This window comes from Microbulbifer maximicatervae (SeqCode) (genome assembly GCF_052468295.1).
On the sequence record NZ_CP174340.1, the window covers coordinates 3,378,179 to 3,404,412 of the forward strand.

General features: G+C 52.8%; 24 protein-coding genes. 14 read left to right on the forward strand and 10 right to left on the reverse strand.

All coding sequences use genetic code 11. The annotated features are described in order from the left end of the window. Positions 1 to 13: 13 nt before the first annotated feature. The 6 genes from hpf to yjgA all read left to right on the forward strand — a co-directional run bounded on the left by hpf (position 14) and on the right by yjgA (position 4,053). Positions 14 to 304, forward strand: a complete 291-nt coding sequence (gene hpf, locus ACJJIQ_RS15070; RefSeq protein ID WP_108734230.1) for a ribosome hibernation-promoting factor, HPF/YfiA family — start codon at positions 14 to 16, stop codon at positions 302 to 304. Positions 305 to 307: 3 nt separating this feature from the next. Beyond that, a complete protein-coding gene (ptsN, locus tag ACJJIQ_RS15075; protein WP_445362332.1) occupies positions 308 to 769 on the forward strand; it encodes a PTS IIA-like nitrogen regulatory protein PtsN in 462 nt (153 codons plus the stop codon). 105 nt (positions 770 to 874) lie between these two features. Further along, positions 875 to 1,735: an RNase adapter RapZ gene (gene rapZ, locus ACJJIQ_RS15080; protein ID WP_445362333.1), complete on the forward strand. Its 861-nt coding sequence runs from the start codon at positions 875 to 877 to the stop codon at positions 1,733 to 1,735. 19 nt (positions 1,736 to 1,754) lie between these two features. Continuing rightward, positions 1,755 to 2,024 carry an HPr family phosphocarrier protein gene (locus ACJJIQ_RS15085; RefSeq protein ID WP_444907482.1) on the forward strand — a complete coding sequence of 90 codons (270 nt, stop codon included), beginning with the start codon at positions 1,755 to 1,757 and terminating at the stop codon, positions 2,022 to 2,024. Between the two features lie 99 nt (positions 2,025 to 2,123). Then, complete coding sequence (gene mgtE, locus ACJJIQ_RS15090) at positions 2,124 to 3,491, forward strand: magnesium transporter (RefSeq protein ID WP_413663049.1); 1,368 nt, start codon at positions 2,124 to 2,126, stop codon at positions 3,489 to 3,491. Positions 3,492 to 3,537: 46 nt separating this feature from the next. Beyond that, positions 3,538 to 4,053, forward strand: a complete 516-nt coding sequence (yjgA, locus tag ACJJIQ_RS15095; RefSeq protein WP_413663050.1) for a ribosome biogenesis factor YjgA — start codon at positions 3,538 to 3,540, stop codon at positions 4,051 to 4,053. Positions 4,054 to 4,112: 59 nt separating this feature from the next. On the opposite strand, the gene msrB is transcribed toward yjgA, so the two are convergent. The 7 genes from msrB to ACJJIQ_RS15130 all read right to left on the reverse strand — a co-directional run bounded on the left by msrB (position 4,113) and on the right by ACJJIQ_RS15130 (position 13,645). After that, positions 4,113 to 4,655, reverse strand: coding sequence for a peptide-methionine (R)-S-oxide reductase MsrB (msrB, locus tag ACJJIQ_RS15100; protein WP_413663051.1), 543 nt, complete (start codon positions 4,653 to 4,655; stop codon positions 4,113 to 4,115). A 74-nt stretch (positions 4,656 to 4,729) separates the two neighbouring features. After that, positions 4,730 to 8,932: a YhdP family protein gene (locus ACJJIQ_RS15105; protein WP_445362334.1), complete on the reverse strand. Its 4,203-nt coding sequence runs from the start codon at positions 8,930 to 8,932 to the stop codon at positions 4,730 to 4,732. Between the two features lie 36 nt (positions 8,933 to 8,968). After that, a complete protein-coding gene (gene rng / locus ACJJIQ_RS15110) occupies positions 8,969 to 10,456 on the reverse strand; it encodes a ribonuclease G (protein WP_413663053.1) in 1,488 nt (495 codons plus the stop codon). Next, on the reverse strand, positions 10,453 to 11,064 hold the full coding sequence (locus tag ACJJIQ_RS15115; protein WP_445362335.1) for a Maf family protein: 612 nt from the start codon (positions 11,062 to 11,064) through the stop codon (positions 10,453 to 10,455). Before ACJJIQ_RS15115 ends, rng begins: the two co-directional genes overlap by 4 nt. A 97-nt stretch (positions 11,065 to 11,161) precedes the next feature. Continuing rightward, entirely contained in the window at positions 11,162 to 11,641 is a 480-nt protein-coding gene (gene mreD, locus ACJJIQ_RS15120; RefSeq protein ID WP_413663055.1) for a rod shape-determining protein MreD, read from the reverse strand. Then, the gene (mreC, locus tag ACJJIQ_RS15125; RefSeq protein WP_413663056.1) at positions 11,628 to 12,470 is read right to left on the reverse strand and encodes a rod shape-determining protein MreC; all 843 of its coding nucleotides are present in this window, start codon (positions 12,468 to 12,470) and stop codon (positions 11,628 to 11,630) included. Before mreC ends, mreD begins: the two co-directional genes overlap by 14 nt. 140 nt (positions 12,471 to 12,610) lie before the next feature. After that, entirely contained in the window at positions 12,611 to 13,645 is a 1,035-nt protein-coding gene (locus tag ACJJIQ_RS15130) for a rod shape-determining protein (protein WP_445362336.1), read from the reverse strand. A gap of 357 nt (positions 13,646 to 14,002) precedes the next feature. On the opposite strand from ACJJIQ_RS15130, the gene gatC reads away from it, so the two are divergent. From gatC to cysZ, 5 genes are all read left to right on the forward strand, one after another. After that, entirely contained in the window at positions 14,003 to 14,290 is a 288-nt protein-coding gene (gene gatC, locus ACJJIQ_RS15135; RefSeq protein WP_445361249.1) for an Asp-tRNA(Asn)/Glu-tRNA(Gln) amidotransferase subunit GatC, read from the forward strand. Between the two features lie 71 nt (positions 14,291 to 14,361). Beyond that, complete coding sequence (gatA, locus tag ACJJIQ_RS15140; protein ID WP_445362337.1) at positions 14,362 to 15,807, forward strand: Asp-tRNA(Asn)/Glu-tRNA(Gln) amidotransferase subunit GatA; 1,446 nt, start codon at positions 14,362 to 14,364, stop codon at positions 15,805 to 15,807. Positions 15,808 to 15,818: 11 nt separating this feature from the next. Further along, positions 15,819 to 17,270: an Asp-tRNA(Asn)/Glu-tRNA(Gln) amidotransferase subunit GatB gene (gene gatB / locus ACJJIQ_RS15145; RefSeq protein ID WP_445362338.1), complete on the forward strand. Its 1,452-nt coding sequence runs from the start codon at positions 15,819 to 15,821 to the stop codon at positions 17,268 to 17,270. Positions 17,271 to 17,336: 66 nt separating this feature from the next. Next, entirely contained in the window at positions 17,337 to 17,633 is a 297-nt protein-coding gene (locus tag ACJJIQ_RS15150; RefSeq protein WP_444896334.1) for a PA4642 family protein, read from the forward strand. Between the two features lie 43 nt (positions 17,634 to 17,676). Beyond that, positions 17,677 to 18,507 carry a sulfate transporter CysZ gene (cysZ, locus tag ACJJIQ_RS15155; RefSeq protein WP_444958474.1) on the forward strand — a complete coding sequence of 277 codons (831 nt, stop codon included), beginning with the start codon at positions 17,677 to 17,679 and terminating at the stop codon, positions 18,505 to 18,507. Between the two features lie 53 nt (positions 18,508 to 18,560). Here the strand turns inward: cysZ and ACJJIQ_RS15160 are convergent, their stop codons facing one another. From ACJJIQ_RS15160 to ACJJIQ_RS15170, 3 genes are all read right to left on the reverse strand, one after another. Then, positions 18,561 to 19,763, reverse strand: coding sequence for a hypothetical protein (locus tag ACJJIQ_RS15160; protein ID WP_445362339.1), 1,203 nt, complete (start codon positions 19,761 to 19,763; stop codon positions 18,561 to 18,563). A 243-nt stretch (positions 19,764 to 20,006) separates the two neighbouring features. Beyond that, positions 20,007 to 21,515, reverse strand: coding sequence for an ATP-dependent RNA helicase RhlB (gene rhlB, locus ACJJIQ_RS15165; protein WP_444940933.1), 1,509 nt, complete (start codon positions 21,513 to 21,515; stop codon positions 20,007 to 20,009). Between the two features lie 47 nt (positions 21,516 to 21,562). Continuing rightward, positions 21,563 to 22,180 (reverse strand): HvfX family Cu-binding RiPP maturation protein, encoded by a 618-nt coding sequence (locus ACJJIQ_RS15170; protein WP_445358857.1) that lies wholly within the window; start codon positions 22,178 to 22,180, stop codon positions 21,563 to 21,565. Between the two features lie 144 nt (positions 22,181 to 22,324). Between ACJJIQ_RS15170 and ACJJIQ_RS15175 the strand changes: the two genes are divergently transcribed. The 3 genes from ACJJIQ_RS15175 to ACJJIQ_RS15185 all read left to right on the forward strand — a co-directional run bounded on the left by ACJJIQ_RS15175 (position 22,325) and on the right by ACJJIQ_RS15185 (position 26,228). Next, the gene (locus ACJJIQ_RS15175; protein WP_445362340.1) at positions 22,325 to 23,038 is read left to right on the forward strand and encodes an alpha/beta fold hydrolase; all 714 of its coding nucleotides are present in this window, start codon (positions 22,325 to 22,327) and stop codon (positions 23,036 to 23,038) included. A gap of 171 nt (positions 23,039 to 23,209) precedes the next feature. Continuing rightward, entirely contained in the window at positions 23,210 to 24,640 is a 1,431-nt protein-coding gene (locus tag ACJJIQ_RS15180) for an MATE family efflux transporter (protein WP_444933986.1), read from the forward strand. Positions 24,641 to 24,761: 121 nt separating this feature from the next. After that, positions 24,762 to 26,228 (forward strand): succinylglutamate desuccinylase/aspartoacylase family protein, encoded by a 1,467-nt coding sequence (locus ACJJIQ_RS15185; protein WP_445362341.1) that lies wholly within the window; start codon positions 24,762 to 24,764, stop codon positions 26,226 to 26,228. The last annotated feature ends 6 nt before the right edge of the window (positions 26,229 to 26,234 follow it).

Consider the following 26,234-nt stretch of genomic DNA (forward strand, 5'->3'; position numbering starts at 1 on the left):
TAAGGAGAAATCCATGCAGATCAATATTAGTGGCCACCACGTCGACGTTACCTCACCTATGCGCAGCTACTGCGAAAGCAAAATGGAAAAGCTGTCCAGACATTACGACAACATCACCAACGCGCAAGTAATTTTATCCGTCGAAAAACTGATCCAAAAAGCTGAGGCGACGGTACATATAAACGGTCACGACCTCTGTGCTGGATCCGAAGACAGAGATATGTACGCGGCAATTGATGCGCTCACCGATAAGCTGGACCGCCAACTAAAAAAACACAAAGAGAAGTTGCAGAACCATCGCTGAACTATGACACTGGAAGCATTACTCTCTCCCCGCCTTAGCCTTTGCCATCTGGCGGGGAGCAGCAAAAAAAAGCTACTGCTCAATATTGCCCAGGCCATCGCCGAACAATATCCCCAACACGACTCCGATACAGTTTTTAACCAACTGATCGCCCGTGAGCGCCTTGGTTCCACCGGTATCGGCGATGGTGTTGCCATTCCCCATTGCAGGTTACCCGGCTGTGATAGCCCCATTGGGGTTCTCTGTACCACCCAGCCCGCCATTGATTTTGACTCTGTCGACCGCCAGCCTGTCGATTTGCTATTTACTCTTCTGGTCCCCGAAGATGCTGAACAGGAACATCTGGATACACTAGCCGAAATCGCCGCTCTGTTTTCCAACAGCCTGGTTAGAGATAAGCTAAGGCAAGCACAAAGTAGTGATGAGCTATATGCCCTCGCTATTGATAGTACCGCAGCAGCCTAGAGGAGGTTTTGTTAGTAACTGAGTCTCAGAGCTGACATTCACCTCGTTGTTCAGGTAGTGCAACAAGCGAAATAATAAAAACTTGATCAAAGAAAAGGGCTCTCCATGCGCTTGGTGATAATTAGTGGACGCTCCGGCTCCGGAAAAAGTTCTGCACTACAATTACTGGAAGATGTCGGCTTCAATTGTATCGACAACCTTCCCACCAGCCTGCTCCCGGAGCTGGTTAAGAGGGTCAAGGCACAACCGCCAAAAGAAAACACGCCTCTGGCCCTGGGTGTCGATGCCCGCAACCTCTGGCAAGACATTAGACAGGCTCCCAGTGTTATTGAGTCCTTGCGCGAGGCAGGGGTTCAATGTGATGTTATCTATCTCGATGCCCGCGAGCCGGTTTTAGTACAGCGATTCAGTGAGACCAGACGGAAGCACCCTCTCAGCAATGATTGCACCCACTTGCTAGAAGCTCTCAATCAGGAAAAAGAGCTTCTCACCCCTATCTCAACCATCGCGGATATGGTTATTGATACCAGCACCCTGAGTTTGCACCAACTGCGCGAACTGATTAAAAATCGTGTTGTTGGGGAACAATCAAACAGCATGGCGATTCTCTTCCAGTCCTTCGGGTTCAAGTATGGGGTGCCTGTGGATTCAGACTTGATTTTTGACTTGCGCTGTCTACCCAATCCCTACTGGGAACCAGCTCTAAGAGAAAAAACCGGTAAGGATATCGAGGTCGCTGAATTCTTGCGCACTCACCCAGAGACCGCAAAGATGGAGACTGACATCACCAACTTTTTGGAAAACTGGCTACCCTCCTACCAGAAAAGTAATCGCAGCTACACCTGTGTCTCTATCGGCTGCACTGGGGGCCGACATCGATCAGTTTATATGGTTGAACAGCTGGTAAAGAAATTTTCTAAAGAGTTTGATAACGTCCAGATACGCCACAGGGAGCAACAAAAATAGATTTTTGTCGAGCAGCGCAATGCAGAAACACCAACTGACCATCATCAATAAACTCGGCTTGCACGCCCGCGCTGCAAGCAAGTTCGCGCAGACTTCCTCCAAGTTCTGCTCCAATATTAAAGTGCATTGCCAGGGTAAAGCCGTAGATGGAAAAAGTGTGATGGCCCTAATGTTACTAGCTGCAGGCAAAGGCACGGAGCTGGAACTGGAAATAGAGGGGACAGATGAAAGTGCCGCCCTGGAAGCTATCAGCACACTGATCTCCGATCGATTCGGCGAAGCTGAATAAAGGCCAGTATACTATTGCCACGAAAAGCTCACTCCAAACATTAAATCGCTAAGCTTTTACATCGCCTCCCAAATCCACCACTAGCAGTAAGGACTTGTTGTGCCCAGCTCTCCCCAAGCCGAAATCAAATTCCGCGCACAGAATCAGCTGGGTGAGCTGTATGCCGCGCTGGATAGCGGTACGGGACAAGAAGTCCGGCGCATGCTCAAGACCCTGACTCCCCAGAGTGTTGCGCAATTGCTGGAGAGCTCTCCACCCCGTATCCGCCAGGTACTTTGGAATTTGGTGGACAGGGAAATAGAGGGTGAGGTCCTGCAGGAACTCACCGACGATGTGCGCAGCCAGATCCTCGCCACTATGGATACCGAGGAGATGGTGGAGGTGATGGAAGGCCTGGATGCCGACGACATCGCCGATATACTTCAGCAGCTGCCGGAGCGAGTTGTTGCCGAAGTGCTCTCATCAATGACGGAAACCGACCGCCTCCGGGTTGAAAGTGTTCTCGCCTATGATGAGAACACGGCCGGCGGTTTAATGGACACGGACACCATCTCTGTCCGCCCCAACCTGACTCTCGATGTGGTACTTCGCTACCTTAGGCGCCATGAACAACTACCGGAATCTACCGACAGCCTTTTTGTGATTAACCGGAGGGGCCAATATATCGGTCTCTTGCCACTATCCAAACTTCTCACCACAGACCCATCGGTGACAGTTCGCGAAGTGGTCAATACCGATGTGGAACCAATACCCGCAGATATGCCCGACACAGAAGTCGCGCGCTTATTTGAGAAGTATGACTGGATTACCGCACCAGTAGTCGATGAGGATAACCGCCTGCTGGGGCGAATCACCATTGACGATGTAGTAGATGTTATCCGAGAGGATGCAGATCACTCCCTGATGAGCCTTGCCGGCCTCGATGAGGAGGAAGACACCTTTGCCCCAGTTGGGCGCACTGCTCGACGTCGGGCCGTTTGGCTGGGTATTAATCTGCTCACAGCTCTGCTTGCCTCCTGGGTGATCAGTTTGTTCCAAAATACCCTGGACAAGGTGGTAGCCCTAGCAGTCCTAATGCCCATCGTCGCCAGCATGGGGGGCGTGGCCGGTAGCCAAACGCTGACAGTGGTCATTCGCGGTATGGCCTTAGGCCAGATAGGACGCAGTAATTTAAGCTGGCTACTTTCCCGTGAGCTGGGTTCGGCAGCACTCAATGCTCTTTTGTGGGCGCTTGTGATGGGCTTGATAACCGCCATGTGGTTTGGCGATATATGGATTGCGGTAATTATCCTTGCCGCCATGATAATCAACCTATTAACCGCCGCACTCGCTGGAGCGATATTACCAGTAGCATTGCGTGCCATGAATATAGACCCAGCACTGGCCGGCGGGGTAGCCCTTACTACAGTCACCGATGTAGTAGGCTTTATGTCTTTTCTGGGCTTGGCCACTTGGTACTTTAGCTAAACCACCTCTGAACCAAGCCCCCTTATTTACCGAAAGCGAATCAAAGATGTACGAATACGACGACTACGATGACGACCTGCCGAAAAGTAAAACTCAGGTCAAAAAAGAAATGCACGAGCTGCAGGATCTCGGCAAGCAACTAACCGAGCTCTCCAAGGCCCAACTGGCTGAAGTCCCCATAGATGAGGACTTGCAGGAGGCTATTGCTACGCTACATCGGATCAAATCCAATGAAGCCCGCCGGCGCCAGATGCAGTACATCGGCAAGTTGATGCGCAGTGCCGACCAAGAGGCGATAGAAGCTGTGCTGAGCCGCTTTAAAGAGCGAGACCAACAACACCTGCGTTTCGATAAAATGGCTGAAGACTGGCGCAAACGACTACTGGAGGAAGGCAATAGTGCCCAGGGTGAGTTCTTTGACCAATATCCCGGTGTCGACCACCAACAGCTGCGCCAACTGATTAGGGATTCCCATCGAGAAATCAAAAACAATAAGCCACCAACAAATCAACGAAAATTATTCCGCTATCTTCGCGACTTCTTTATCCAGGAAGCGGAATAAGGGCTCCGGGCGCTCCAGAGTGAACTTGCTGGCAGCGCCCGCAATCTAGACACCAGAAGTTATTGCGCTTTCTTATCCCCAGAAGCCGGCACAAAGTCCAGGGCGAGAGAATTTAGACAGTAGCGCAAACCAGTGGGCTCCGGGCCATCTTTAAAAACATGCCCCAAGTGTTCCCCGCACTTTGATAACACCTCAGTCCGCTTCAAGCCCCAGCTGTAATCGTCCTTTAAGACAATATTTTGTGGGTAGGCAACATCCCAAAAGCTGGGCCAACCAGTACCCGATTCAAACTTCTGCTCAGAGCTGAAAACCGGTAAACGGCAACCCGCAGTGACATAAACACCTTTCTCTTTGTTATTCAGAAGCTTGCCACTAAAAGCGGGCTCGGTACCTTTTTTCCAGAGAACCTTATAGCGATCCTCTGGCAGGATCTGCTTCCATACAGACTTAGGGATCTGATCGAGATCAGTCCCCTCTGCAATATGCTTTTCAGCTTGAGCCACCGTCATATTCTGGTCGCGCTGGTGGTCATCTGCCTCAGAACACGCCGAAAGGGTGACGGCTGTAAAAAGAAGGAGGGGCAATAATGAATGCAACGCCATCTAGAGTGCTCCTTTTACAGGGGATCCTCACTAAGATTAGATGGCTATTGCACACTGCCTCTGGATATTAAAACTCAAGCTGCAGGAGGGGACTTCTCTTCAGAACCGACCCCAACCTGTGTCTTGTTCCCCTCGTGGTCCAGAACCGCGCCCTCTCGTTTGGCGCCATCTCCATCAAACAATTTCTCAAATCGCATTTGCGGGTCTGACCAGCCACCACTAATTCGGTAACTGACACTGGCGACCTTTTTCACCTGCTTTTTAAATGCCTTACTGATCAGGTAGACACCCGCAGCTGCAGGCAAGCCACCGGCTAGGGCTGCAACCAAAGCCAGGTTATTCCCAACTGGCAAAGTAGCCACCAACGTTAAATCCAGATCTTCGCGGACTAAATTAACCCGCCCCGCCATCTGCAGTTCACTGGTGGGCCCCTCTACCTGGATGGGTACAGCGATTAAAAGCTGACCATCGCCTTCAAAGACTACTTCACCACGCACCCTATCAAAAGCCATACCACTCTTGTAAAGGTCAGTGAAATCAAGACGCAAACGTCGCGCCCAGGTATCAAAATTAAACAGTGACAATAGACGCAACACGGTAGAGCCTGTCGCACCGGTTGATCGCAGGAATCGGCCATCGCGAATATCAACCTTAAGCTCTCCGGAGAGAAGGCTTCCTTTCACCTGAGTCGGGGCCCCCTCCCACTTCAAAGCAGTTTCAAAGATCGCCGACTTACTCTCAATCAATGGCTCATGGCCCATCTTGCGCTGGATATCTGCAAGATCATCAGCCACCAATCGGCCGATAAATTGTGATGACTGCTGCCCCTCGGCATCCCTCATCCACACCAATTCTGCACCTAGCTCACCACTGTGTTTGCCCTGTCCCTCGATCCGGAACCCTCTCACCGTGCCGTGGATATCACTCACCACCAAACGATCTGCAGCTGTCCTCAACTTAAATGACCAGGGGCCCAGGGCCTCTTCACCTATTTGAAGGTTATCAGTACTAAAATCGATTTGTGGCAAACTAGTAAAATCAAACTGCGCCAAAGGATCCGCTACTACCTCCTCCGCAAAGGGGTCTACGGGAAAAGCTTCATCACTGACTTCAGCCGGTTTCTCTGGCTGAGGCAGACGCAAATGAGCCAGTTTGAGGCGTAACGGTGTACTGCCATCCAATAAGCCTGTTAGATTTCCTGCAATCATTTCACTGTCAAATTTGAGCTTCCAATCCGCCCCCACCCCCTCACCGGTAACATGGATATGCTCAATTTCTGCAGAGCCCAACCGAAGCTGATCTGTACTGAGATCCAGGCGTATCGGAAGTGGCTCACTGGCACTACCCGCAGCCTCTCCTGGATTTTCTGCATTACTTGCAACAGAACTGGCAGCGCTTGGCTTCGCTGGTTCAGACAACTGGTAAACATCCAACAGAGACTGCCAGCGAGGCAAGTCAACAGTGGAAATATCTCCAGTGACCGTCAACTCCCGTTTGGAGGGCAAATTTGCCTCAGCATTCAAGGCGATTGCAGCCCGATCTAACTCTCCATCAATCAGCCAGAATTGCCCCTGTAAATGTTCTCCATAGTCCAAGTGGAACAAGCTGCCCTGCTCTCCAATCGGCACTCGCAATACAAAATTGGTTTCTGTTTCCGCCGTCTTACCAAGTGGGTCAGGTAGGTTTACAGCCACACCGGCCAGGTTGGAAGTGAGCTCAAATACTGCGGCGTAGGGGGTTTCCGCTGATTTTGCAGGAATGGTCACCAGGGCTTGATAATCCATTTCTCCTTCCAGCCACTGCAGTTCTGGCCGCGAACTCCAAGCGTGTACCGACTCAACCAATGCATTGCCGTCGATAACCACCTGGGTATCCCGTGCATCCCCCTCGCCAATATGTTGGATACGAGCAGTCAGCGGGCGGCCCCACAATTTGCCATTCAGCTGGGTCCCTTCAAGGCCTGTCGCACTATCGTATTTCACCAAACCATTCAACGCAGTCGCATCGAGGCGGAGCCCTTTCAGTTGAAGGTCACCGTGCTTCAGGTTGACTTCAACCTGTTGCTCGGGAACTACGGATGACTGTCCCAAGGGTAGAGTTAAGGATACAACGCCATCCAAACTCCCGGTCAGGCTCCAATCATCAAAGGCACTTCCAAGGTGATCTCTGAGTGGTGATTCACGCAATAGTCGCAACCCATCGGTAGCGGGTCCAACCACCTCAGTTTGTACATTAAGGCGTGAGCCTCCACCCTTCTGAGGGGTTACCGCAACCAGAATATTTCCAGCATCCATATTCCAGAGCTTGGCTTTATCGGCATTGACCCGCACAATTTCATCATCGAGCAACAAACGGCCATCCACATCCCTGACCTCAGGCCACTCACTGGCGTAGTCCAGGCTCGCATTTGAAAAGTCGAGCGCCAACTGAATCGTTCTGCGCTTCTGGTGAGTCGCGAATGCTTTAAGGGATTCTTCTTTACCCTCTTTGCTATAACTGCTGCCGCGATAGATAAAGGCCGCACTCTCAACGCGCCCTTGATTGTTCTTACCCAGGCCAGTTTTCAACCAGCTGCGCAAATCATCGCTAACCACAAATGGCACCAGCTCTTCCTGGGTAATCACCCCCGCATCTTTTATCGATAGGGAAAGCACCAGATCCACAGGTCGTGTTTGGGCGTGGAAGGGTAGTGACAGCATAAACTGACCACCGACCTGACCAAGTTCACCGCCAAGCATCAGCGGGCCCGACAATACGTTGACTTCGTTCAACGCCTTATCGACATCCCAGGCTATGGTGCCGCTGGCTTGCTCAAATCCAAAAGCATTCTTATACAGACTGGGAAAGTGCGCCCCGAGGGAGGTACCGTCGAGTTCAACCCGGCCACTGGCGCCCTCAACCTGAAGATATCCACTCAACTGAGTAATTGCCGGGGTTCCTCGAAACGCCTCGACCGCAATATCTTCCAAGTTTGCGCTGATCTCTAACTGCCGGTCTGCACCAGCTCGCAGACGCAGGCTGCGCAACTGACCTTGGGGTTTTAGTGCACGCAACCATTCATCTGCAGCTCCCTCTAGTAACGACAAGCGATTTAAGATACTGCTCCAACCAGCGAGATCGACCAGATCGGCCATCAGGGCTATACCCTCTTGGTCACTGTTAACCTGCAGGTTCAGCGACGGCATTTTCAAGCCCTGCCAATCGATTTCAATATCCTGCAGCGCTAATCGCCAATGCTCTCCCGGCAACCAGCGGCCCGACAAGTTGCCAGAAAAAGCGCGCAACGGAGCCAGTGTATGCTCTTCTATATCATCTCCTGCCCTTTGCATATCGGTCAGGCTTTCTACTTGGGCCAAGTCCACCTGGCCTACTATGCGATACCCACTTACGGCATCACTATGCAACCACAAGCGGCCGTCTGCCCACTTCTTCCCCTGCCAGTGAAACCGGTCAGGTAACGGGGTGAGTTCGTGAAGCAAGCTGACAATGTCTTCATCCAGTAGCAACTCATTAAGCTGCATATAGCCGCGCAGTGAGAAGTGCTCTTTATCTTTGGGGTTGCCCCGCCCTTCTAACACAACCCGTAGGGTCTCTTCATCAACCTGGCTGCTCTCCCCTTCACGGGAAATAAAAGCCCGTGCAGTCAGTCGGTGAAAATCTCCGCTATTTTCCAGCTGGATTTCAGGCAAATTGATTTCTGCCAGCTGCTCATCGGGAAGGCGCACAGTGATCGCTGCATCACTGATTTGAATTTTGGGGCTCAACCGGAATAGGCGGGCCGGATCTGCCGCTTCGGGATTGGGTGCAGTGCTGCCTTCAAGCTTAAGCGGGGCATCGGGAAACCCCTGTAGATACCAGAGGCCATTTTCATCGCGGTTGAGCCCGGCCGAAAACTGATTCATTTGCAGGTCTTTCCAGACCAACTCCCGGCTCCAGAGACTGGAAAGTAGATCCAGCTGGAACAGGCCGTGCCCCATTCTCAGCTCACCGTGCTCCCCCAGGCGCAGTCCATCCAGCTGCAATGCAACTTCAAGGGCCTCCCAACGCAGGGAAATACGATCCATCTGTACAGGAACGCCTAGCTGCTCACTAAGCCAATGACTAATCTGCGGGCGATAGTTCTCTACCTGCGGGGACAGTAGTCGGCCTGTTTGCACGATGATTGCCAATGCAATCACCAAACTTACCGACAGTAACCAGAACTTTCTTGCAATCCAGCGTATTACAACCATCGCTATACCCTCACCACCAAACAGGCATGGACCGAGCGCTGACAATAAGCTCTCTTAGCTTGCTGGCGAGTGAATAATGGATTACACAAGAACAATGTCATATTGCTCCTGGTTGTAAATGGGCTCTACCTGGAACTGAATCGGCCGACCAATAAATTCTTCAAGATCGGCGACATTAGCCGACTCTTCATCCAGTAAAAGATCTATTACCACCTGACTGGCCAGTACCATAATTTTTTCACTATCGTAAGAGCGCGCCTCTCGAATAATCTCGCGGAAAATCTCGAAGCAAACTGTCTCTGCACTCTTTAAGGTGCCCCTCCCACTGCAAACAGAGCAAGGCTCACATAAAATCTGCCCCAGTGACTCACGGGTGCGTTTGCGAGTCATCTCCACCAACCCCAGTTCGGAGACCCCGGTGATACTGGACTTGGCATGATCGCGCTCCAGGGTCTTTTCCAGGGTGCGCAAGACTTGTCGCTGGTGCTCGGGGTCTTTCATATCGATAAAATCAATAATGATAATCCCACCCAGATTCCTCAAACGCAGCTGGCGGGCAATCGCTGTAGCGGCCTCCAGGTTGGTCTTGAAGATAGTCTCTTCAAGGTTTCGATGCCCAACAAAAGCACCGGTATTGACATCAATTGTACTCATCGCCTCTGTCTGCTCTACGATCAAGTAGCCGCCAGACTTCAAGGTGACTTTGTTGTGTAGTGCCCTTCTTATTTCCTCTTCAACACCGTACAAGTCAAACAGTGGGCGCTCACCGGGATAGTGTTCCAGGCGACCGGCAATTTCCGGCGCATATTTACCGGCAAATTCTGCCGCACGGCCGTGGGCCTCTCGGGAGTCTATACGAATCTTTTCGGTATAAGGGCGCGCAAGGTCACGCAATGCGCGCATAAATAGTGGAAGGTCCTCATAGATAACCGAAGGCACTGGACGCTCCTTAATGCGCTCATCCAGCTCCCCCCATAATTTGTACAGAAAGGGGATATCTCTCAGCAGCTCTTCCTCACTCACTCCCTCGGCAACGGTACGCAAAATAAAGCCCCCATCGGCCGACAAACCATCTTCCGCGAGGCGTAGAGAAGCTGCTTCAACCAACTGGCGCAATCGCTCGCGTTCGTTCTCGTCTTCAATTCGATTAGAGATACCGATATGGCGCGTCTGCGGCATATACACCAGGTAACGTGCAGAAACCGACAGATGGGTAGTCAGCCGGGCACCTTTACTGCTGATAGGGTCCTTCACTACTTGCACGATCAGTGATTGCCCCTCTCTGACTAGCGCGCGGATATCCGCCACCTCGGCATCCCGCGCCTCCATACCTTCTTCGTCGAGAGGTGCAATATCCGAGGCATGGATAAAGCCCGCGCGCTCGAGGCCTATATCGACAAAAGCGGCCTGCATTCCGGGCAGTACGCGAATCACCTTTCCCTTATAGATATTTCCTACAATCCCTCGCCGGGCACTCCGCTCCAGGTAGACCTCCTGAAGCACACCATTTTCTACCAGCGCAACCCGGGTCTCAGTCGGCGCAACATTAATTAACAGCTCTTCGCTCAAGATTGGCCCTCCTGCCAATAGGGAATGCCCGCATGATCCAGCATTGGGACTACAGCTTCCAATGGGAGCCCTACAACATTGCTGTAACTGCCACTAAAAGCTTCTACCAAGGCGGCACCAAAACCCTGAATACCGTAACCGCCAGCTTTATCGACAGGCTCTCCGGTACTCCAGTAATCCGCTATTTGAACTTTGGACAAGTGGCGGAACCTGACTCGAGTTTCAACTACTCGGCTAAACTGTCGATCCTGTGAACGCAAGCACACTGCCGTGAAAACAGAGTGCTCTCCTCCCGATAACGCCAGCATCATGGACTCAAAGTCAGCAAAATCTTGGGGTTTTTCCAGCAGCCTCTCACCTGCCATAACCACCGTATCCGCTCCCAAAGACCAGAGTCCCCGCGGGCTGTCAGCGGCTTGAAACCCGGCGACAGCCTTGTCGTGGGCCAAGCGTTCTATGTACTCAAGAGGGCTTTCAGCAGGTTGGCGCTGTTCTACAACAGCGGGGGACAATTGGGAGAAAGGCACCCCAATCTGGGCCAACAGTTCGGCGCGGCGCGGCGAACCAGAGGCCAAAAGAAGTCGATTTTCTGAAGCGCTTGTTGTCACTCTATTACATATTCCCTGTGGGTCAGCGGCTGATTATAGCGGCACTGTTCGAAAAATGATCGATTTTTTACACTGATTTACAGTGCCGACGAGACGGTCAACGAACGTGTAAACGCCCGGAAAGCCCCCTGAGCCACGGGGTCACCCAGGGCCAGAGCAGGGCTGTAGTCAAGGCGGGCCACAGGAAGGTCAGCCCGGGTACCGATTTCCCCTCAAGGCCGTGCACCCAGTTGCCCACCACTTGATGAATGCCCACCAGAACAAATACCCACAACAATTGCTGGGCCGGATTAAATGCCCGGGTGCGCTGGTAAGTCAGTAAGCTGAAATAGGCGAGTACCGATAGGGCCAGGGCATGGGTTCCCAAGCTCGCCCCCGTAGCCAAATCCTGGGCAATACCGATCATCCAAGCGAACCCCACCCCAAAGGTCTGGGGCATTCGGGTAATCCAGAATATCACCAGCAAAGCCGGAAATGCCGGCCGAAACCAGAGCCACTGCTGTGGCAGGGGCATAACCGAGAGAAGCAGTGATAGCAGAATAGTGACCGCGATAAACCAGCGGTTATTCGCTTGCAACAGAATGTCCTCCACTGCCAATGACCGCCAATACAAAGCGGCTGCGATTCATCCGCCCCCTCGGCAACACTTCAGCCTCCGCAAAAGGTTTACCCGGATCTCTCTGCACCGAGATGACCTCCCCAACCGGATAACCTGCGGGAAAGCGGCTACCCAAGCCGGAGCTGAGCAGCAAATCGCCTTCACGAATATCACTGGTATTAGCAAGATGACGTAACTTCAGGCGATACAGATCACCTGTACCCTCGGCGACGGTGCGCATACTGTTGCGCAGAACCTGGACGGGAATGGCATGACTGGAATCAGTTATCAGCAGGATACGACTGTAGGAGTCGCCAGCTTCAATCACCTGCCCCAGCAATCCACTGGCATCCATTACCGGGGTACCGATATCAATGCCGTCATCGCGACCTTTGTCAATCAGCAGCACATGCTCCAAAGGGTCCGGGGTAACGCCAATCACCTGAGCCACCAGTACTCGATCATCGACCATTTCTGCTGAGTTCATCAGTTCTTTGAGCTGAGTGTTTTCCGCTTTTACGGCCGCCAATAGTTGGCTGCGCTGCTCCAGCAATAAAACCTGGCGCTTGAGGCGGCTATTTTCCTCTTGCAGTTCTTCGCGCGAGCGAAACTGCTCATCGGCCCAATCACCCACACGCTCGGGGGCTCCTGTAACCCAGTACAGTGGAGCAATAACTCCTGATAAGCGTTCTCTGACAGGCTGAAACCAATTGGTGTAATGATCGGAAACGATCAGCGAGATCGCGAGTATGATGAGAAAGCCCAGGCGGTATTCGGCAGAGGGACCGCGGGTAAATAGCGGTTTCACAGGCAATCCCCTCTTAACAGGTCAATCAAAGATGGTGAGAACAGTACAAGCCACAAAAGATAACTTGCATTTTTTTTATTACAAGGAGCTTGCGGATATAGCCACAAGCTCCCTAGCAGGTTTCATAATACCGATGTCTACTAGTTAGACATCAGGTAGAGACGGCTGCGATCCAACATATCCAGCGCTTTACCGCCCCCCCGCGCCACACAGGTCAACGGGTCATCGGCAACAATTACCGGTAAGCCCGATTCTTCCATCAACAGACGGTCCAGATCGCGTAACAGAGCAACACCACCAGTCAGCACCATACCGCGCTCAGCGATATCAGAAGCCAACTCGGGAGGGGATTGCTCCAGTGCACTTTTGACAGCCTGCACAATACCTGTCAGAGGCTCTTGCAGGGCTTCGAGAATTTCGTCGGAGTTCAAGGTAAAGCTGCGAGGCACGCCCTCGGCCAGATTGCGTCCGCGCACATCGATTTCGCGAACTTCACTGCCTGCATAAGCACAGCCAATTTCCTCTTTGATCCGTTCAGCAGTTGCATCACCAATCACACTGCCGTAGTTGCGACGCACGTAGTTGACGATAGCTTCATCAAAACGGTCACCGCCGATACGCACCGAATCGGAATAAACCACACCATTCAGGGAGATAATGGCGATCTCAGTAGTGCCCCCACCGATATCCACCACCATGGAGCCGCTCGCTTCCTCGACATTCAAACCTGCGCCTATGGCAGCGGCCATGGGCTCTTCGATCAGTGACACTTCGCGAGCACCTGCACCCAGGGCCGACTCGCGAATCGCGCGACGCTCCACTTCTGTGGATTGGCAGGGAACACACACCAGCACTCTCGGGCTCGGGCGCATCCAGCTATTTTCATGCACTTTCTTGATAAAGTGCTGCAACATTTTCTCGGTCACTTGGAAGTCGGCGATAACACCGTCCTTCAGCGGGCGAATAGCGGTAATATTGCCAGGAGTCCGGCCGAGCATGCGTTTGGCTTCTACTCCGACAGCCTCAACGATTTTCTGGCCATTGTAGTGACGGATTGCGACGACAGAGGGTTCGTCGAGTACTACGCCGCGATCGCGAACGTAAATCAGCGTGTTGGCAGTTCCCAGGTCGATGGAGAGATCACTGGAAAACATACCCCGCAAACGTTTAAACATGGAATTCGATTACCTTGTACTAATTATCAGCCCCCAGGTCGGGCACTGCGGGCGCGGCTTCTTTTATGGATACAAATCCTAATTAGTCCGCAAAAATAATTCTGAGTTCCGAGCCGCATTTCGAATCGGATTCTACGCAAAATACCGGAGTCTCTCATCACTCGGCAGGATTCGGCAAACTCTAACAACCGCTAGGCATCAGGGCAAGGCTGAAGGGAGGTCATTTGGGGCCCACTATCCATTACTGCCAGAGCCGGTGAGAATATAACCCCAATGTGCTAAATTTGCCGGTTCTGCCCGCCGCAATTAATCCGGGCAGTTTTCGACTCGCAACTCAAGCTGGAGGAGTCCATCACCATGGCAGTGGATACGCAAACTGTAGAAAAACTGGCGGAACTGGCCCGTATCGCCATATCCAAAGAAACCATCGAAGAAGTCAGCAACCGCCTCGGCGATGTATTACAACTGGTCGACCAGCTGCAATCCACCAATACCGATGGTATCGCCCCGATGGCGCACCCACTGGACGAAGTCCAGGAGCTGCGCGCTGACGCAGTGACAGAGGCTGACAAGCGCAAAGACTTCCTAGAACTGGCTCCCCAAACCGAAGAAGGTCTCTACCTGGTTCCCAAAGTAATTGATTAGCCGGCCCAACACTGACGAAATTCACCTAAATACCCAGCCCTCAGCCCGTCTAGAGCCTTTAAGGGAATAATATGCATCAGCTTACTATCGCCGAGATCATCCGTGGATTGCGGAGCAAAGAGTTCTCGAGTACAGAGCTAACCCGCCATTTACTCGGCCGCATCCAGCAACTGGACAGCAACTACAACAGTTTTATTACCGTCACCGAAGAGAGCGCCCTAGCGCAAGCCGCGGCTGCCGACCAACGCCTGGCCAACGGGGAGGCACCGGCACTGTGCGGTGTGCCCATCGCCCACAAAGATATTATTTGCACTAACGGCGTGCGCACCAGCTGTGCCTCAAAAATGCTGGATAATTTTATCCCTCCCTACGATGCCACGGTGGTAGATAACCTTAACGCTGCCGGAACCGTCTCCCTGGGCAAGACCAATATGGATGAATTCGCCATGGGCTCATCCAACGAAAGCAGCTTTTACGGCCCAGTAAAAAACCCTTGGAATACCCGCTGTGTACCCGGCGGTTCCTCCGGTGGCTCAGCTGCGGCAGTTGCTGCACAACTGATACCCGGCGCCACAGCTACCGATACCGGCGGCTCTATTCGCCAGCCAGCGGCGTTGACAAACACCACCGGGCTGAAGCCCACCTACGGGCGTATTTCCCGCTATGGCATCGTGGCCTACGCCTCCAGCCTGGACCAGGCTGGCCCCATCGCCCGCAACGCCGAAGATGCGGCTTACCTGCTGTCCGCGATGGCCAGCCATGACCCGAAAGATTCCACCAACCTGAAGCAACAGCCCACAGACTTTACCGCCGAACTGAATAACCCGATCGCCGGGCTGCGGATCGGAGTACCCCGAGAGTACTTTGGGGAGGGGCTTAACCCAGACACCGCAAGCCGGGTTCAGGAGGCTTTGAGAGCGTTTGAAAAGCTGGGTGCACAACTGGTCGATATCAGCCTGCCACATACCGAGTTAGCGATACCTGCTTACTATGTGATCGCCCCCGCTGAAGCCTCTGCCAACCTATCTCGATTCGATGGGGTGCGCTACGGCTACCGCTGTGAAGAGCCCAAAGACCTGCGCGATCTCTATATGCGCTCCCGTGGTGAAGGCTTCGGCGAAGAAGTACAGCGTCGCATCCTGGTAGGCACCTACGCCCTATCCGCCGGTTATTACGATGCTTATTACAACAAAGCCCAACAGGCCAGACGCCTGATCAAGCAGGACTTTGTCGAAGCATTCGAAAAAGTGGATGTGATTATGGGCCCCACTACCCCCTCCCCTGCTTTCGAGCTTGGCGCAAAGAGCGCTGACCCGGTAGCTATGTACCTGGAGGATATCTACACCATCGCCACCAACCTCGCCGGACTACCTGGCATGTCTGTACCCTGTGGCCTGGTGGGCAATATGCCAGTGGGCCTGCAAATAACCGGTAATTACCTGGAAGAGGCGCGCATGCTCAATATCGCCCACCAATACCAACAGGTAACCGACTGGCACAAAGCCAGCGCCGTATAAGGAGATAAATTGTGGAATGGGAAATCGTTATCGGGTTGGAAATTCACGTCCAGCTCTCCACCCAGTCAAAACTCTTTTCCGGCGCTAGCATCCGCTTTGGCGCCGAGCCGAATACCCAGGCATGCGCTGTGGACCTGGCCATGCCAGGCACACTGCCGGTACCGAATGAGGAAGCATTTCGCTTTGCAGTAATGTTCGGCCTGGCGATGAACGCAGAGATCGGCAAGCACTCTGTTTTTGAACGCAAGAATTACTTCTATCCCGACTTGCCCAAGGGCTATCAAACCACTCAATTGGAACAGCCGGTTGTCGGCCCCGGCGAAGTGGAAATTCACCTGGAAGATGGCAGCAGTAAGAAGGTGCGTTTGCATCACGCTCACCTGGAGGAAGATGCCGGTAAATCCCTGCACGAAGACTTCCACGGGATGTCCGGTATCGACCTGAACCGCGCAGGTACGCCACTGATTGAGATTGTCTCTGAACCGGATATGCGCAGTGCCGCCGAGGCTGTGGCCTACCTGAAAAAAATTCACAGCATCGTAACCTACCTGGGCATTTCCGATGGTGATATGTCCCAGGGCTCACTGCGCTGTGATGCCAATGTATCCGTGCGCTTGAAAGGCGAAGCAAAACTCGGCACCCGTACAGAATTAAAAAACATCAATTCTTTCCGTTTTGTCGAGCGCGCAATTAAAGTCGAAGCTGAACGTCAGATCGATATCTTGGAAGACGGCGGCACCATTACCCAGGAAACCCGCCTCTACGACGCGGACAAAAATGAAACCCGCTCTATGCGCAGTAAAGAAGTGGCCAATGATTACCGCTACTTCCCCTGCCCTGACCTTCTGCCAGTTGTACTCACTGATGAATATGTCGAGCAACTGCGCAGCATCCTGCCAGAACTGCCTGATGCAAAAGCAGCCCGCTTCCAAGCGGAATACCAGCTATCTGCTTATGATGCAGACCAGCTGACACAGGAGCGTGCCAGTGCAGACTATTTTGAAACTGTGAGTAAATCCTGTGGCGAATCCAAGCTTGCCGCCAACTGGATTAACGGTGAACTGGCAGCGCTGCTCAACCGTCGTGAACTAACTATTTCACAATCGCCGGTTTCTGCCGACCAACTAGCTGGACTAATCTCGCGCATCAAAGACAACACCATTTCCAGCAAAATCGCCAAACAGGTATTCGAGGCTATTGCCGACGGAGAGGGCAGTGCCGACGAAGTCATCGAAAAGCGTGGGCTGAAACAGGTTTCGGATACCGGCGCTATCGAAAAAATGGTGGATGAGGTGATCGCTGCAAGCGATGCCCAGGTAGAAAACTACCGCAAGGCCGATGAATCAAAGCGCCCCAAAATGATGGGGTATTTCGTCGGGCAAATCATGAAAGCGTCCAAAGGGCAGGCAAACCCACAGATGATTAATAAAATCCTCAAACAAAAATTGGACGCACTGCTTTAACCCTCAACATTTCAAGACCTGGGTCGGGCTTCGCCCGCCCCCTATTTATGTAGCAAGGATATAGTTTTGAGCCTGAAAAAAGACAAACAGAAAGTACTCGGAGAAGTTTTTGACGAGGAGCGTATTGCTGGATTCTTGATTGGCGAAGCTCCCGCAGGCGTAAACCGGGATTTTCATCTTCTCGAGCGCGCCTACCGAAGTATGAAAGCAGAGAGCTTTGCCACATTTATAAAATTATTTCTCGCTGAAGGCCTGGATCTGAACAGTCCTGGTCCCGATGGAAAAACTCTGCTGGCACGTATTGCTGAACACCGCCAGGGCGCAGAATATAGCGAGATTTTAAAAGCCGCTGGCGCCAACTGAGAACTCTGGAAATTTAGGCATCGTACCAGCGAAAGGTGAGAGTATGACTTCAAATCCCGTTCACGGTATCGACGCATTGGTGCGCGGTATCCACTTGATTACCCGGCGTGAGTTACGCCCATTTATCCTGGTGCCATTACTAATAAATCTGGTACTGTTTATTATTATCAGTAGCATAATGATTTCACAGCTCGGAGGGCTTACGGATTATATAAGTAGCCTGCTTTCCCACACGCCGGTAAATACGGAGAATATGTCCTGGTGGGAAGCCATTATGGCCAAGGGTGCAGCATGGACCGCCAGTGTTTTTCGCTGGCTGGCCTGGATTATTGCACTAATAGTGCTTTTCCTATTTTTCCTTGCTTACGGCTATTTATTTAGCGTCATCACCAACATTATTGCCGCCCCCTTTAACGGTTTGCTCGCTGAGAAAGTAGAGGAACTGCTAACCGGTAAAGCTCCTCCTGCCGAGCCGATAATGCAAATGGTATGGCGTACCCTGGGCCGGGAATTGCGTAAGCTGGGTTACTTTATATTTTGGGGTTTGATCGTATTTATAATTGCCACCATCACCAGCTGGACCATTATTATCCCCGCAGTGCTCACCGCAGTTTGGGGCGCTTGGTGTATGGCTATTCAATACGTTGACTACCCACTGGATAACCACCAGCGGCCATTCGATGAATTAAAAACGGTACTGCGCCGCCGTAAACTCACTAGCCTTACCTTTGGTGGGACCGTGATGCTTGCCAAAATGGTGCCGATTTTAAATATCTTTATTATGCCTGCGGCAGTTGCTGGCGGTACGGCTCTGTGGATTGAGCGACTTCGTATTGAAGGGGATCCGGGGACTCAAACTCCAGTACTTCAGTAACCTTACCAGTAAGATAGGAAGCCCTCTCGTACAGAGGGCTTTTTATTTTGACTCTATCTTCCCGATGTTTTCTTCTTTTTCAGTGCGCGATACCAGGGCTGCTGATCCTTGGCGATATAAGCGCTAGCCGACAGGCAATTGGCCAAATCCTCAAGCTCCTGGGTAAGCACTTCACCTGAAAATTTTTTTCTTACCATCTGCTGGAGCTTGTCTGCCAACAATGCATCACGCAACCCCTCTGGCCTCTGAATACCTGCAGAAAGAATTTCAGGAATCCACTCAGACAGATCCCGAACCGTTATCCAATCATTTCCCTGCTCAGGATAGCCAGAAAAATCCGTATCGAATGCCAGGCCGGAATCGTTACTAAGAAAAGTATTATTTAACAAATGGTTGGAGTTTTTGAACCTCATAAAGAACTGCTTGGCATCACCCCTTGAAGGCAGCAACTGAGTGTCATCCTCCAACATCATTGGCTTCAGCTTAATCAAATCAGATTCCGCCACCCCCAATTCCAGTAATTTATGGGTCAGCAAAAACTCCTTTCTGCCTACCCCCTCATTCACTCTGCGAGCAGAAAGCTCTACTCCCCCGCCAAGCAAAGCGAGAAAGTCACTCACAATATCACCACCGTGCAAGGCTTCCCGACTGAAAAGCCTCACTTTGAGGGAATCAGCTCCAAATACATCCGCCCACAACTTTAACTTGGTAAAATAGTCGTAGTAAATTTCAATATCTTTACTGAAAGAAGGGAAAGCCCCTTCATCGTGGCCGAGTAATTTACTCGAGGAGCTCCGATTGGAGGCCGCTCCTCTAGCTCCTTGCTTCTTGAAAGATATTGCCTGTAAGTCTTGCCTACGCAAGTAAACAATTACCACAATCTTATCGAAATACTTGCTACATACTCTCTGAACAAGCTCGATTCTATCGCGCTGATACAGATAGGAAAGATGCTCAGCTGAAACTATCACTTGCTCACTGCGGCTCGCAGCAAGCAGCTCATCAAGCCGGGAATTCACCTGGAAATGGACACGGCCCTTCTCTTTGCATACATCAATACACCCTGAAGAGTTCCCCTTTTTCCCAAGGGAAAGAAATCCAAAGCCTGCCTGGTCCAGAGCCTGTACTTGCTCCTTCATTGCCAATTGAAGGGAGCTGGAGCCAGTTTTATGGAAACCGATATGTAAATAAAGGATACGCATCCGAATATGAACTGTAATTTTTATTGAACGAAGGATGTCAATTTCAGGCCGCAAGTAGACTCCAGTATTACCGGTGTCATCTGAAGTTGCAGGGCCTTACTTCACGTAATAGGCCAAATTTGTTTAATTTTAGGACAGAATTGACAGTTTGAATGAAATTAAAGCCTCTACTGGTACATTCGTCACAGTTTAAACCTTAACAAAGCAGAGGAGCGCTGAATAGCAGGAGGAGGAATGGCTTTCTCAAGCAGGTAGTAAGTGCTGTAAGGGCTAACCCCCTTACAGCACACAGGAGAATCAGTGCCGACGTGGACGACGATGACCACCAGAGCCACCGCGACGCCCATCGCGATCACCGTGACTGCGCTGAACTTTCACTTTGGGTGGCTCAACCAAAAGCTCTTCGGGGGGCACTTCGCACTTGAGCTTGCCACCGAGCAACTGCTCAATAGGTTCCAGGCGCATGGCATCATCTTCACAGGCGAAACTGATAGAAGTGCCCGTTTTACCCGCCCGGCCAGTTCGGCCGATGCGGTGAACATAATCCTCCGGCTCTTCAGGCAAAGTGAAATTCACCACATGACTGATACCGTCGATATGAATACCACGCCCGGCGACATCGGTAGCTACCAGCACCTTGGTTTTACCAGACTTAAAGTCATCAAGGGTGCGAACCCGCTTGTTTTGCGCCACTTCACCGGACAACAGGCCCGCAGAAATGCCGTGAGCGAGAAGCTGCTCGTGCAAGCGGCGGCATTGGTCGCGGCGGTTGGCAAAAACAATCAGGCTATCCACTTCTTCTCGCTGCACAATGTTGTAAAGCAAGGTGTACTTTTCTTCGCTGGCGGACAGGTAAACATGCTGCTCCACGGTATCTGTGGCAACCCTCTCCGGCTCAATCTCCACAACTACCGGATCATCCGTCCACTGCTCCACCAGATCATCCACTTCGGGAGTAAATGTGGCGGAGAAGAACATAGTTTGGCGATGAGTTTTACGCGGCGTCTGACGAACAATGCGGCGCACTTGGGGGATAAAGCCCATGTCCAACATGCGATCCGCCTCATCGATCACCAGGACTTCCACCTGATCCAGGAAGCAATCCCGATTGCTGACAAAGTCCAGCAGGCGACCCGGCGTCGCCACCAGGATATCCACCAGCCGCTCATTCAGGTTTCTCTGCTGCTTGTCATAATCCATACCGCCCACCAGGGTATGAATTTCCAGCTCGGTGTGTTTACACAGTGCCTTGGCATCATCGGCAATCTGCATTACTAGCTCACGGGTCGGAGCGATAATCAGGGAGCGGGCTTCGCCGGCATAGCGCTCACCTTCAAACGGGTGCTTGAGCAGATCGTCAATCACTGTGATCAGGAAGGCCGCTGTCTTACCGGTACCGGTTTGTGCCTTACCCACCAGGTCGTGGCCATTGAGGGTGTGGGGAAGGGAGCGACCCTGAATTGGCGAGCAATACTGGAAACCCAGGTCGTGGATAGCGTGCATCAGCTCATTGGGCAGTCCCAGGTCGTGGAAGCGGACCTTGCCCTCCTGTTCTGGAACCTGGAATTCATCCAGGGACCAGGGCGCTGCGGGTGCCGCTGGCTTTCTGCTGCGCTGGCGCCCTTTTTGAGCGTTTCTGCTACCGCCCCGGCGCGACTTCCCCTCCGCTTGTGCGGATTTTGTACGCCCCTTGGCAGCCTTATCAGACGGCTTTTGCCCTTCTTTTCGGCGTCCGGAGCTGTCTTCTCCCCGGCGGGAGCCCTTATCCTCTTTGGAGGAGGATCGGCGGAACAACTTTCCTATCAAGTGAAATACTCGCTCAAATGTTCAAATAATCGGCGAGTATAACATCTCTACGGGGCTCCCTGCCCGCTATAGTGACGGCACAGCCAGTAATCCACGCTGAAAAACCGCCCAGCCCCACTACAAAATAGCGCCAGCAGCATAATGAAGTAGGTAGCTGCAAATTCAATACCATTTTTCAGGATGGTCACTCCTCCAGTTTCCACCAGCCACTCATAATTTCCGTGCTCCTTGAGTAAACCGACAATTTTCTCTTTACGCACTGAGGCTTCATCGATCAGATCCTTGCGCCACTCCCAGGGCACACTCAAGGTTTTATCAGGCAACGCAGACCAACCGTTCTCCCAGTGGGCCGTATAGGCTGCCACTGCCATCACAAACATCAGGGGAATCGCCACCAGCCGAGTTGCTACGCCCAGCAAGATGGCGATGCCACCTAAGAATTCCACCAATGCAGCTACCCACGCCATCAACATCGGCGCTGGAAGCCCCAACCCCCAATCGGGATTGCCGAACCAGGCAGCGACATCTTCGATATTATTCATCTTATTCATGCCGGCCAGGATAAAAATTGGCGCCAAATAAATCCGTAGTAATAATGGCCCCAGCCAGTCTATTTTGCGTACATAATGTACAAAGCAGTTGTACCAACCGCTTAGGCTATTCATAGCTCCACTCATTTAGCTCACTCTCTTATCAGTGTCTTTGTTCACTTTAGTCGAGTGATATCGCCAACTCTTACACGGCCCTATCTCAGCGCCCCAGAAAGCACATCTATGCTTGCAGAACCCAAGTAACTTGAGAGCAATCTGGTGGGGAAAACTTACGTACTGGTCCACGGGCTATTTCATGGAGGCTGGTGCTGGAGCAGAGTCGCCCACCTCTTACAGCGTAATGGGCATCGAGTATTCACCCCCACCCATAGTGGCCTGGGGGAACGCAAACACCTACTCTCCCCCTCCGTTGGCCTAGATACCTTTATCCAGGACCTAGTCAATACAATCCTCTGGGAGGAGTTGCAGCAAGTCACCCTTGTGGGCCACAGCTTTGGGGGAATGGCTGCAACCGGTGCCGCCGACGCTCTACCCGAGCGGGTGCACCGCTTGATCTACCTGGATGGCGCTGTTCCAGAGCCCGGGCGCCCATTCAGCAGCCAACTCCCCAGCGGTATTGAAGAGCAGCGGCTCAAGCAGGCACAGGATATCGACGGTACTCTCTGTATTATGCCTCCATCTCCAGAAGCCTTGGGGATAACCCAGCCAGATGATATCAACTGGCTAAAACGCCGTATGACCCCGCACCCTATCAAAACGCTACTGGACCCCATCCACTTAAAACGCTCTCCTGAACAGGGCCCGCCGTGTACTTTCATTCACTGTACCCAACCCGAATACCCACCAGCCGTCTACAGTAGCCGCAAAGCAAAGCGGATAAGCGGGTGGCTTTATCGGGAGGTAGCAATAAACCACGACTGCATCATTAGTAAGGCAGAAATTGTGACCAAACTACTTGAGGAAAGTCCGTAATCAGCACTGGGCGCAGGCGCCATTTGTACCGTAGAATGTCGGACCTTTTTGCAGTACCGCCCCGCCTTCCCCCGGCAGACTGAAAGCCTCTCCGAATTTTGGCCCGCCGCCCGTTTTCAGCTGTAACTACGAAGGCCAGGGCCTGTTAACAACCCCCGCAGGATTAATTTTTTGTCAAAATTAGCCCAGACCCCAGAACCCTCTATCGAGACCAGCAACAAGAGCTCAGGTTTTTCTTTGTTCAAGCTTTACCGAAATGCCACTAAAACCGAACTGTCGCACCTAACCACCTTGGGAGGCCCCCTGGTGGTCAGTAACCTGGCTGTGGTGAGCATGGGAGTTGTCGATACTCTGGTAGCAGGACGCGCTGGAGAAGTAAGTCTCGCTGGGCTCGCCTTGGGGGCCAGTATTTGGGCTGTTTGCGCAGTGACACTAATCGGCCTGCTCGCTGCTATCTCCCCGGTTGTTGCACACTTGCGCGGTGGCCGCGATGAAGCTGGCTGCGCCAGGCAACTGCACCAGGCGCTGTGGATCGCACTGATCGGTGGCATCCTGGTGTTTTCCGCCCTGCTTGCGGTTCCTATCTGGAGCCACTGGATAGACACGGAAGAGCCTGTCCGCAAGGTGATGGAGGGCTATGTACTGGCCCTGACTGTCGGCACCCTGCCTTTTGCACTCGGCACGGCGTTGCGCGGTTACTGTGAGGGTATGGGACAAGTGCGCCCGGTAATGCGCATCTATATCACTGCCGCAATTTTAAATATTCCCCTGGATATTCTTTTGGTGTTTGGTGCCGGCCCCATACCGGCAATGGGAGGGGCAGGATGTGGGTGGGCTACCGCAGCGGTCAGCTGCCTGATCGCACTGGCACTCTTCTGGCACGCGAACACTGATCCGGTCTACCACAAGCTAAAACTTAGGCTGTTACCGCCTCGCCCCCACTGGCCAACCCTGCGCCACTTGCTCGCAGTTGGCCTGCCAATTTGTGTGGGTGCAGCCAGTGAAGTGACTTTTTTTGCCAGCCTTACTATTTTGCTTGCCCCTTATGGCGCAGCCATTGTCGCCGCCCATCAGATCAGCATGAATGTGGGCTCGATTTTTTACTTGGTCGCACTGGCACTGGCCCAGGCCCTGAGTATCCGCACCGCCCAACTACTCGGTCAGGGACGGCCAAAGCGCGCGCGCTTCTGTGGCAAAGTGGGCATCAGTAGCGGGCTAATCTACGCACTGGGCACCGGTGTACTTTTGATTACCCTGCGCACCCTGTTTGTTCAGGCCTACACCAGCAATGAAGAAATTATCGCGGTGGCTGCCAACCTGCTATTGCTGTGTGCCGCATTCCAGCTCGTGGATGTCACCCAGGCAATGACCTGGGGCGCACTGCGCGGATATAAGGACACCAGTGCGCCCATGTTTATACAGCTATTTTCCTACTGGCTGGTGGGGCTTTCTACCGCCTACTGGCTGGGAGAGAGCTTCTGGGGGGTATACGGTTATTGGACCGGTGTCTGTATCGGCTTGGGAACGGCTTCAATCCTGCTGGGAATTCGCTTTTGGCGAACCAGCCGCAAAGCCATCGAGCGAACCTACGGATACGCGTAATTCGGCGCGTATCACATTCCTCGGGAACGTATTGACTATACTGGCGCTCCAAAGTCCCAATCTGTGCCGGACACAAGGCTCTCCGGCACACCCAGATATACGAAGTTGACCGGAGTGCCGAATGATCCCGCGCCAATCCTCCCGAAGGACCCGACACCTGTTAAGCCTGGCTTTACTGCTTTCATCCACCCAGGCCCTGAGCGCCGACGACCGCACAGGCGAAGAGACAGAAGCGGTCCCCCAGGCTGCCAATATGCAGCTGGACCAACCGGTGATCACAGAGCTGGGGCCACCCACCAACGTTGCCCCTACTGAAGATCAATCCCAGTCGACAGATGCTGGTTCTGAAGAAGTTTCCCTGCCCCAAGCGGAAAATCTGGAGCTGGACCAACCTATCCAGGAACTGGATAAACCGGCATCTCCCACCGAGACTGCTCCCACTGCCGATAAAGAAACTGAAACAGTTAAACCTCAGCCCGAATTACCGGAGCCCGGCACCATCTCCCTGGTTCCGGGAGAGACTGCCAAGCCGCTGCGATTGTTAGGCTCAGAGGTTCCCCCTGCGACCTCCACGCGCCTGGCCTGGTCTCCCAGCCAACACTTCGAAGGCGTCTATAGCCCCACCGCTGTATTGGTGGTTAACGGCGCCAAGCCAGGGCCGGTTCTCTGCCTTACTGCGGCGGTGCACGGTGATGAGTTGAACGGTGTGGAAACTGTGCGGCGAGTTATGTACGACCTGGACGCAGACCATTTGAGCGGTGCGGTAATCGGCGTACCCATCGTCAACCTGCAAGGCTTCCATCGAGGCTCCCGCTACCTGACTGATCGACGCGACCTGAACCGGCACTTCCCCGGCGATCCCAATGGCTCTTCGGCTTCGCGAATTGCCAATTCATTTTTCCACGAAGTGATCAGCCACTGTAACGCCGTGGTGGACTTACATACGGGTTCTTTTTATCGCACCAACTTGCCACAGTTACGCGGCGACTTAACCAATCCCAAGGTAGTGAAAATGACCCAGGGTTTTGGCTCCACTGTGGTACTGCACAGCGCCGGAGCCAAGGGTACCCTGCGCCGCGCCGCTGTGGAGGCAGGTATCCCAACCGTCACGCTGGAAGCCGGAGCACCCATGGTGCTGGATGAGCTATCGGTAAGTCACAGTGTGAAAGGTATACGCACTCTGCTCAACCAGCTGGGTATGGTGAGTAAATTCCGCCTCTGGGGCGATCCCGAACCGGTTTACTACACCTCCACCTGGCAGCGGACATCGACCGGCGGGGTTATCTTTAGTGAGGTACAGCTCGGTGAGTTTGTGCGTAAAGGCGATTTACTGGGAACGGTAACCAACCCAATTACCAATGTGCGCACAGAAATTCGCTCTGAACACAACGGCCGTATTCTCGGCATGGCATTAAACCAGGTCGTGCAACCGGGATTTGCCGCCTACCATATCGGTATCCAGGCTCCCCAGGAACAAATCAGCCAGCCCCAGGAAGTAGTAGCGGAAGAGTCGGTCGCTGACAAATCAGAGAGTAAAGTACCGGCCACTCCAGAGAACCGCCAGCCGCCGACAGAAGGTGAGGAGTAAATCCTC

Bases quoted from the DNA above. Each gene is read 5' to 3' on its own strand.
- hpf (WP_108734230.1), top strand. From the start codon at position 14: ATGCAGATCAATATTAGTGGCCACCACGTCGACGTTACCTCACCTATG.
- ptsN (WP_445362332.1), top strand. From the start codon at position 308: ATGACACTGGAAGCATTACTCTCTCCCCGCCTTAGCCTTTGCCATCTG.
- rapZ (WP_445362333.1), top strand. From the start codon at position 875: ATGCGCTTGGTGATAATTAGTGGACGCTCCGGCTCCGGAAAAAGTTCT.
- ACJJIQ_RS15085 (WP_444907482.1), top strand. From the start codon at position 1,755: ATGCAGAAACACCAACTGACCATCATCAATAAACTCGGCTTGCACGCC.
- yjgA (WP_413663050.1), top strand. From the start codon at position 3,538: ATGTACGAATACGACGACTACGATGACGACCTGCCGAAAAGTAAAACT.
- msrB (WP_413663051.1), bottom strand. From the start codon at position 4,655: ATGGCGTTGCATTCATTATTGCCCCTCCTTCTTTTTACAGCCGTCACC.
- ACJJIQ_RS15130 (WP_445362336.1), bottom strand. From the start codon at position 13,645: ATGTTTAAACGTTTGCGGGGTATGTTTTCCAGTGATCTCTCCATCGAC.
- gatC (WP_445361249.1), top strand. From the start codon at position 14,003: ATGGCAGTGGATACGCAAACTGTAGAAAAACTGGCGGAACTGGCCCGT.
- gatA (WP_445362337.1), top strand. From the start codon at position 14,362: ATGCATCAGCTTACTATCGCCGAGATCATCCGTGGATTGCGGAGCAAA.
- cysZ (WP_444958474.1), top strand. From the start codon at position 17,677: ATGACTTCAAATCCCGTTCACGGTATCGACGCATTGGTGCGCGGTATC.
- ACJJIQ_RS15170 (WP_445358857.1), bottom strand. From the start codon at position 22,180: ATGAATAGCCTAAGCGGTTGGTACAACTGCTTTGTACATTATGTACGC.
- ACJJIQ_RS15185 (WP_445362341.1), top strand. From the start codon at position 24,762: ATGATCCCGCGCCAATCCTCCCGAAGGACCCGACACCTGTTAAGCCTG.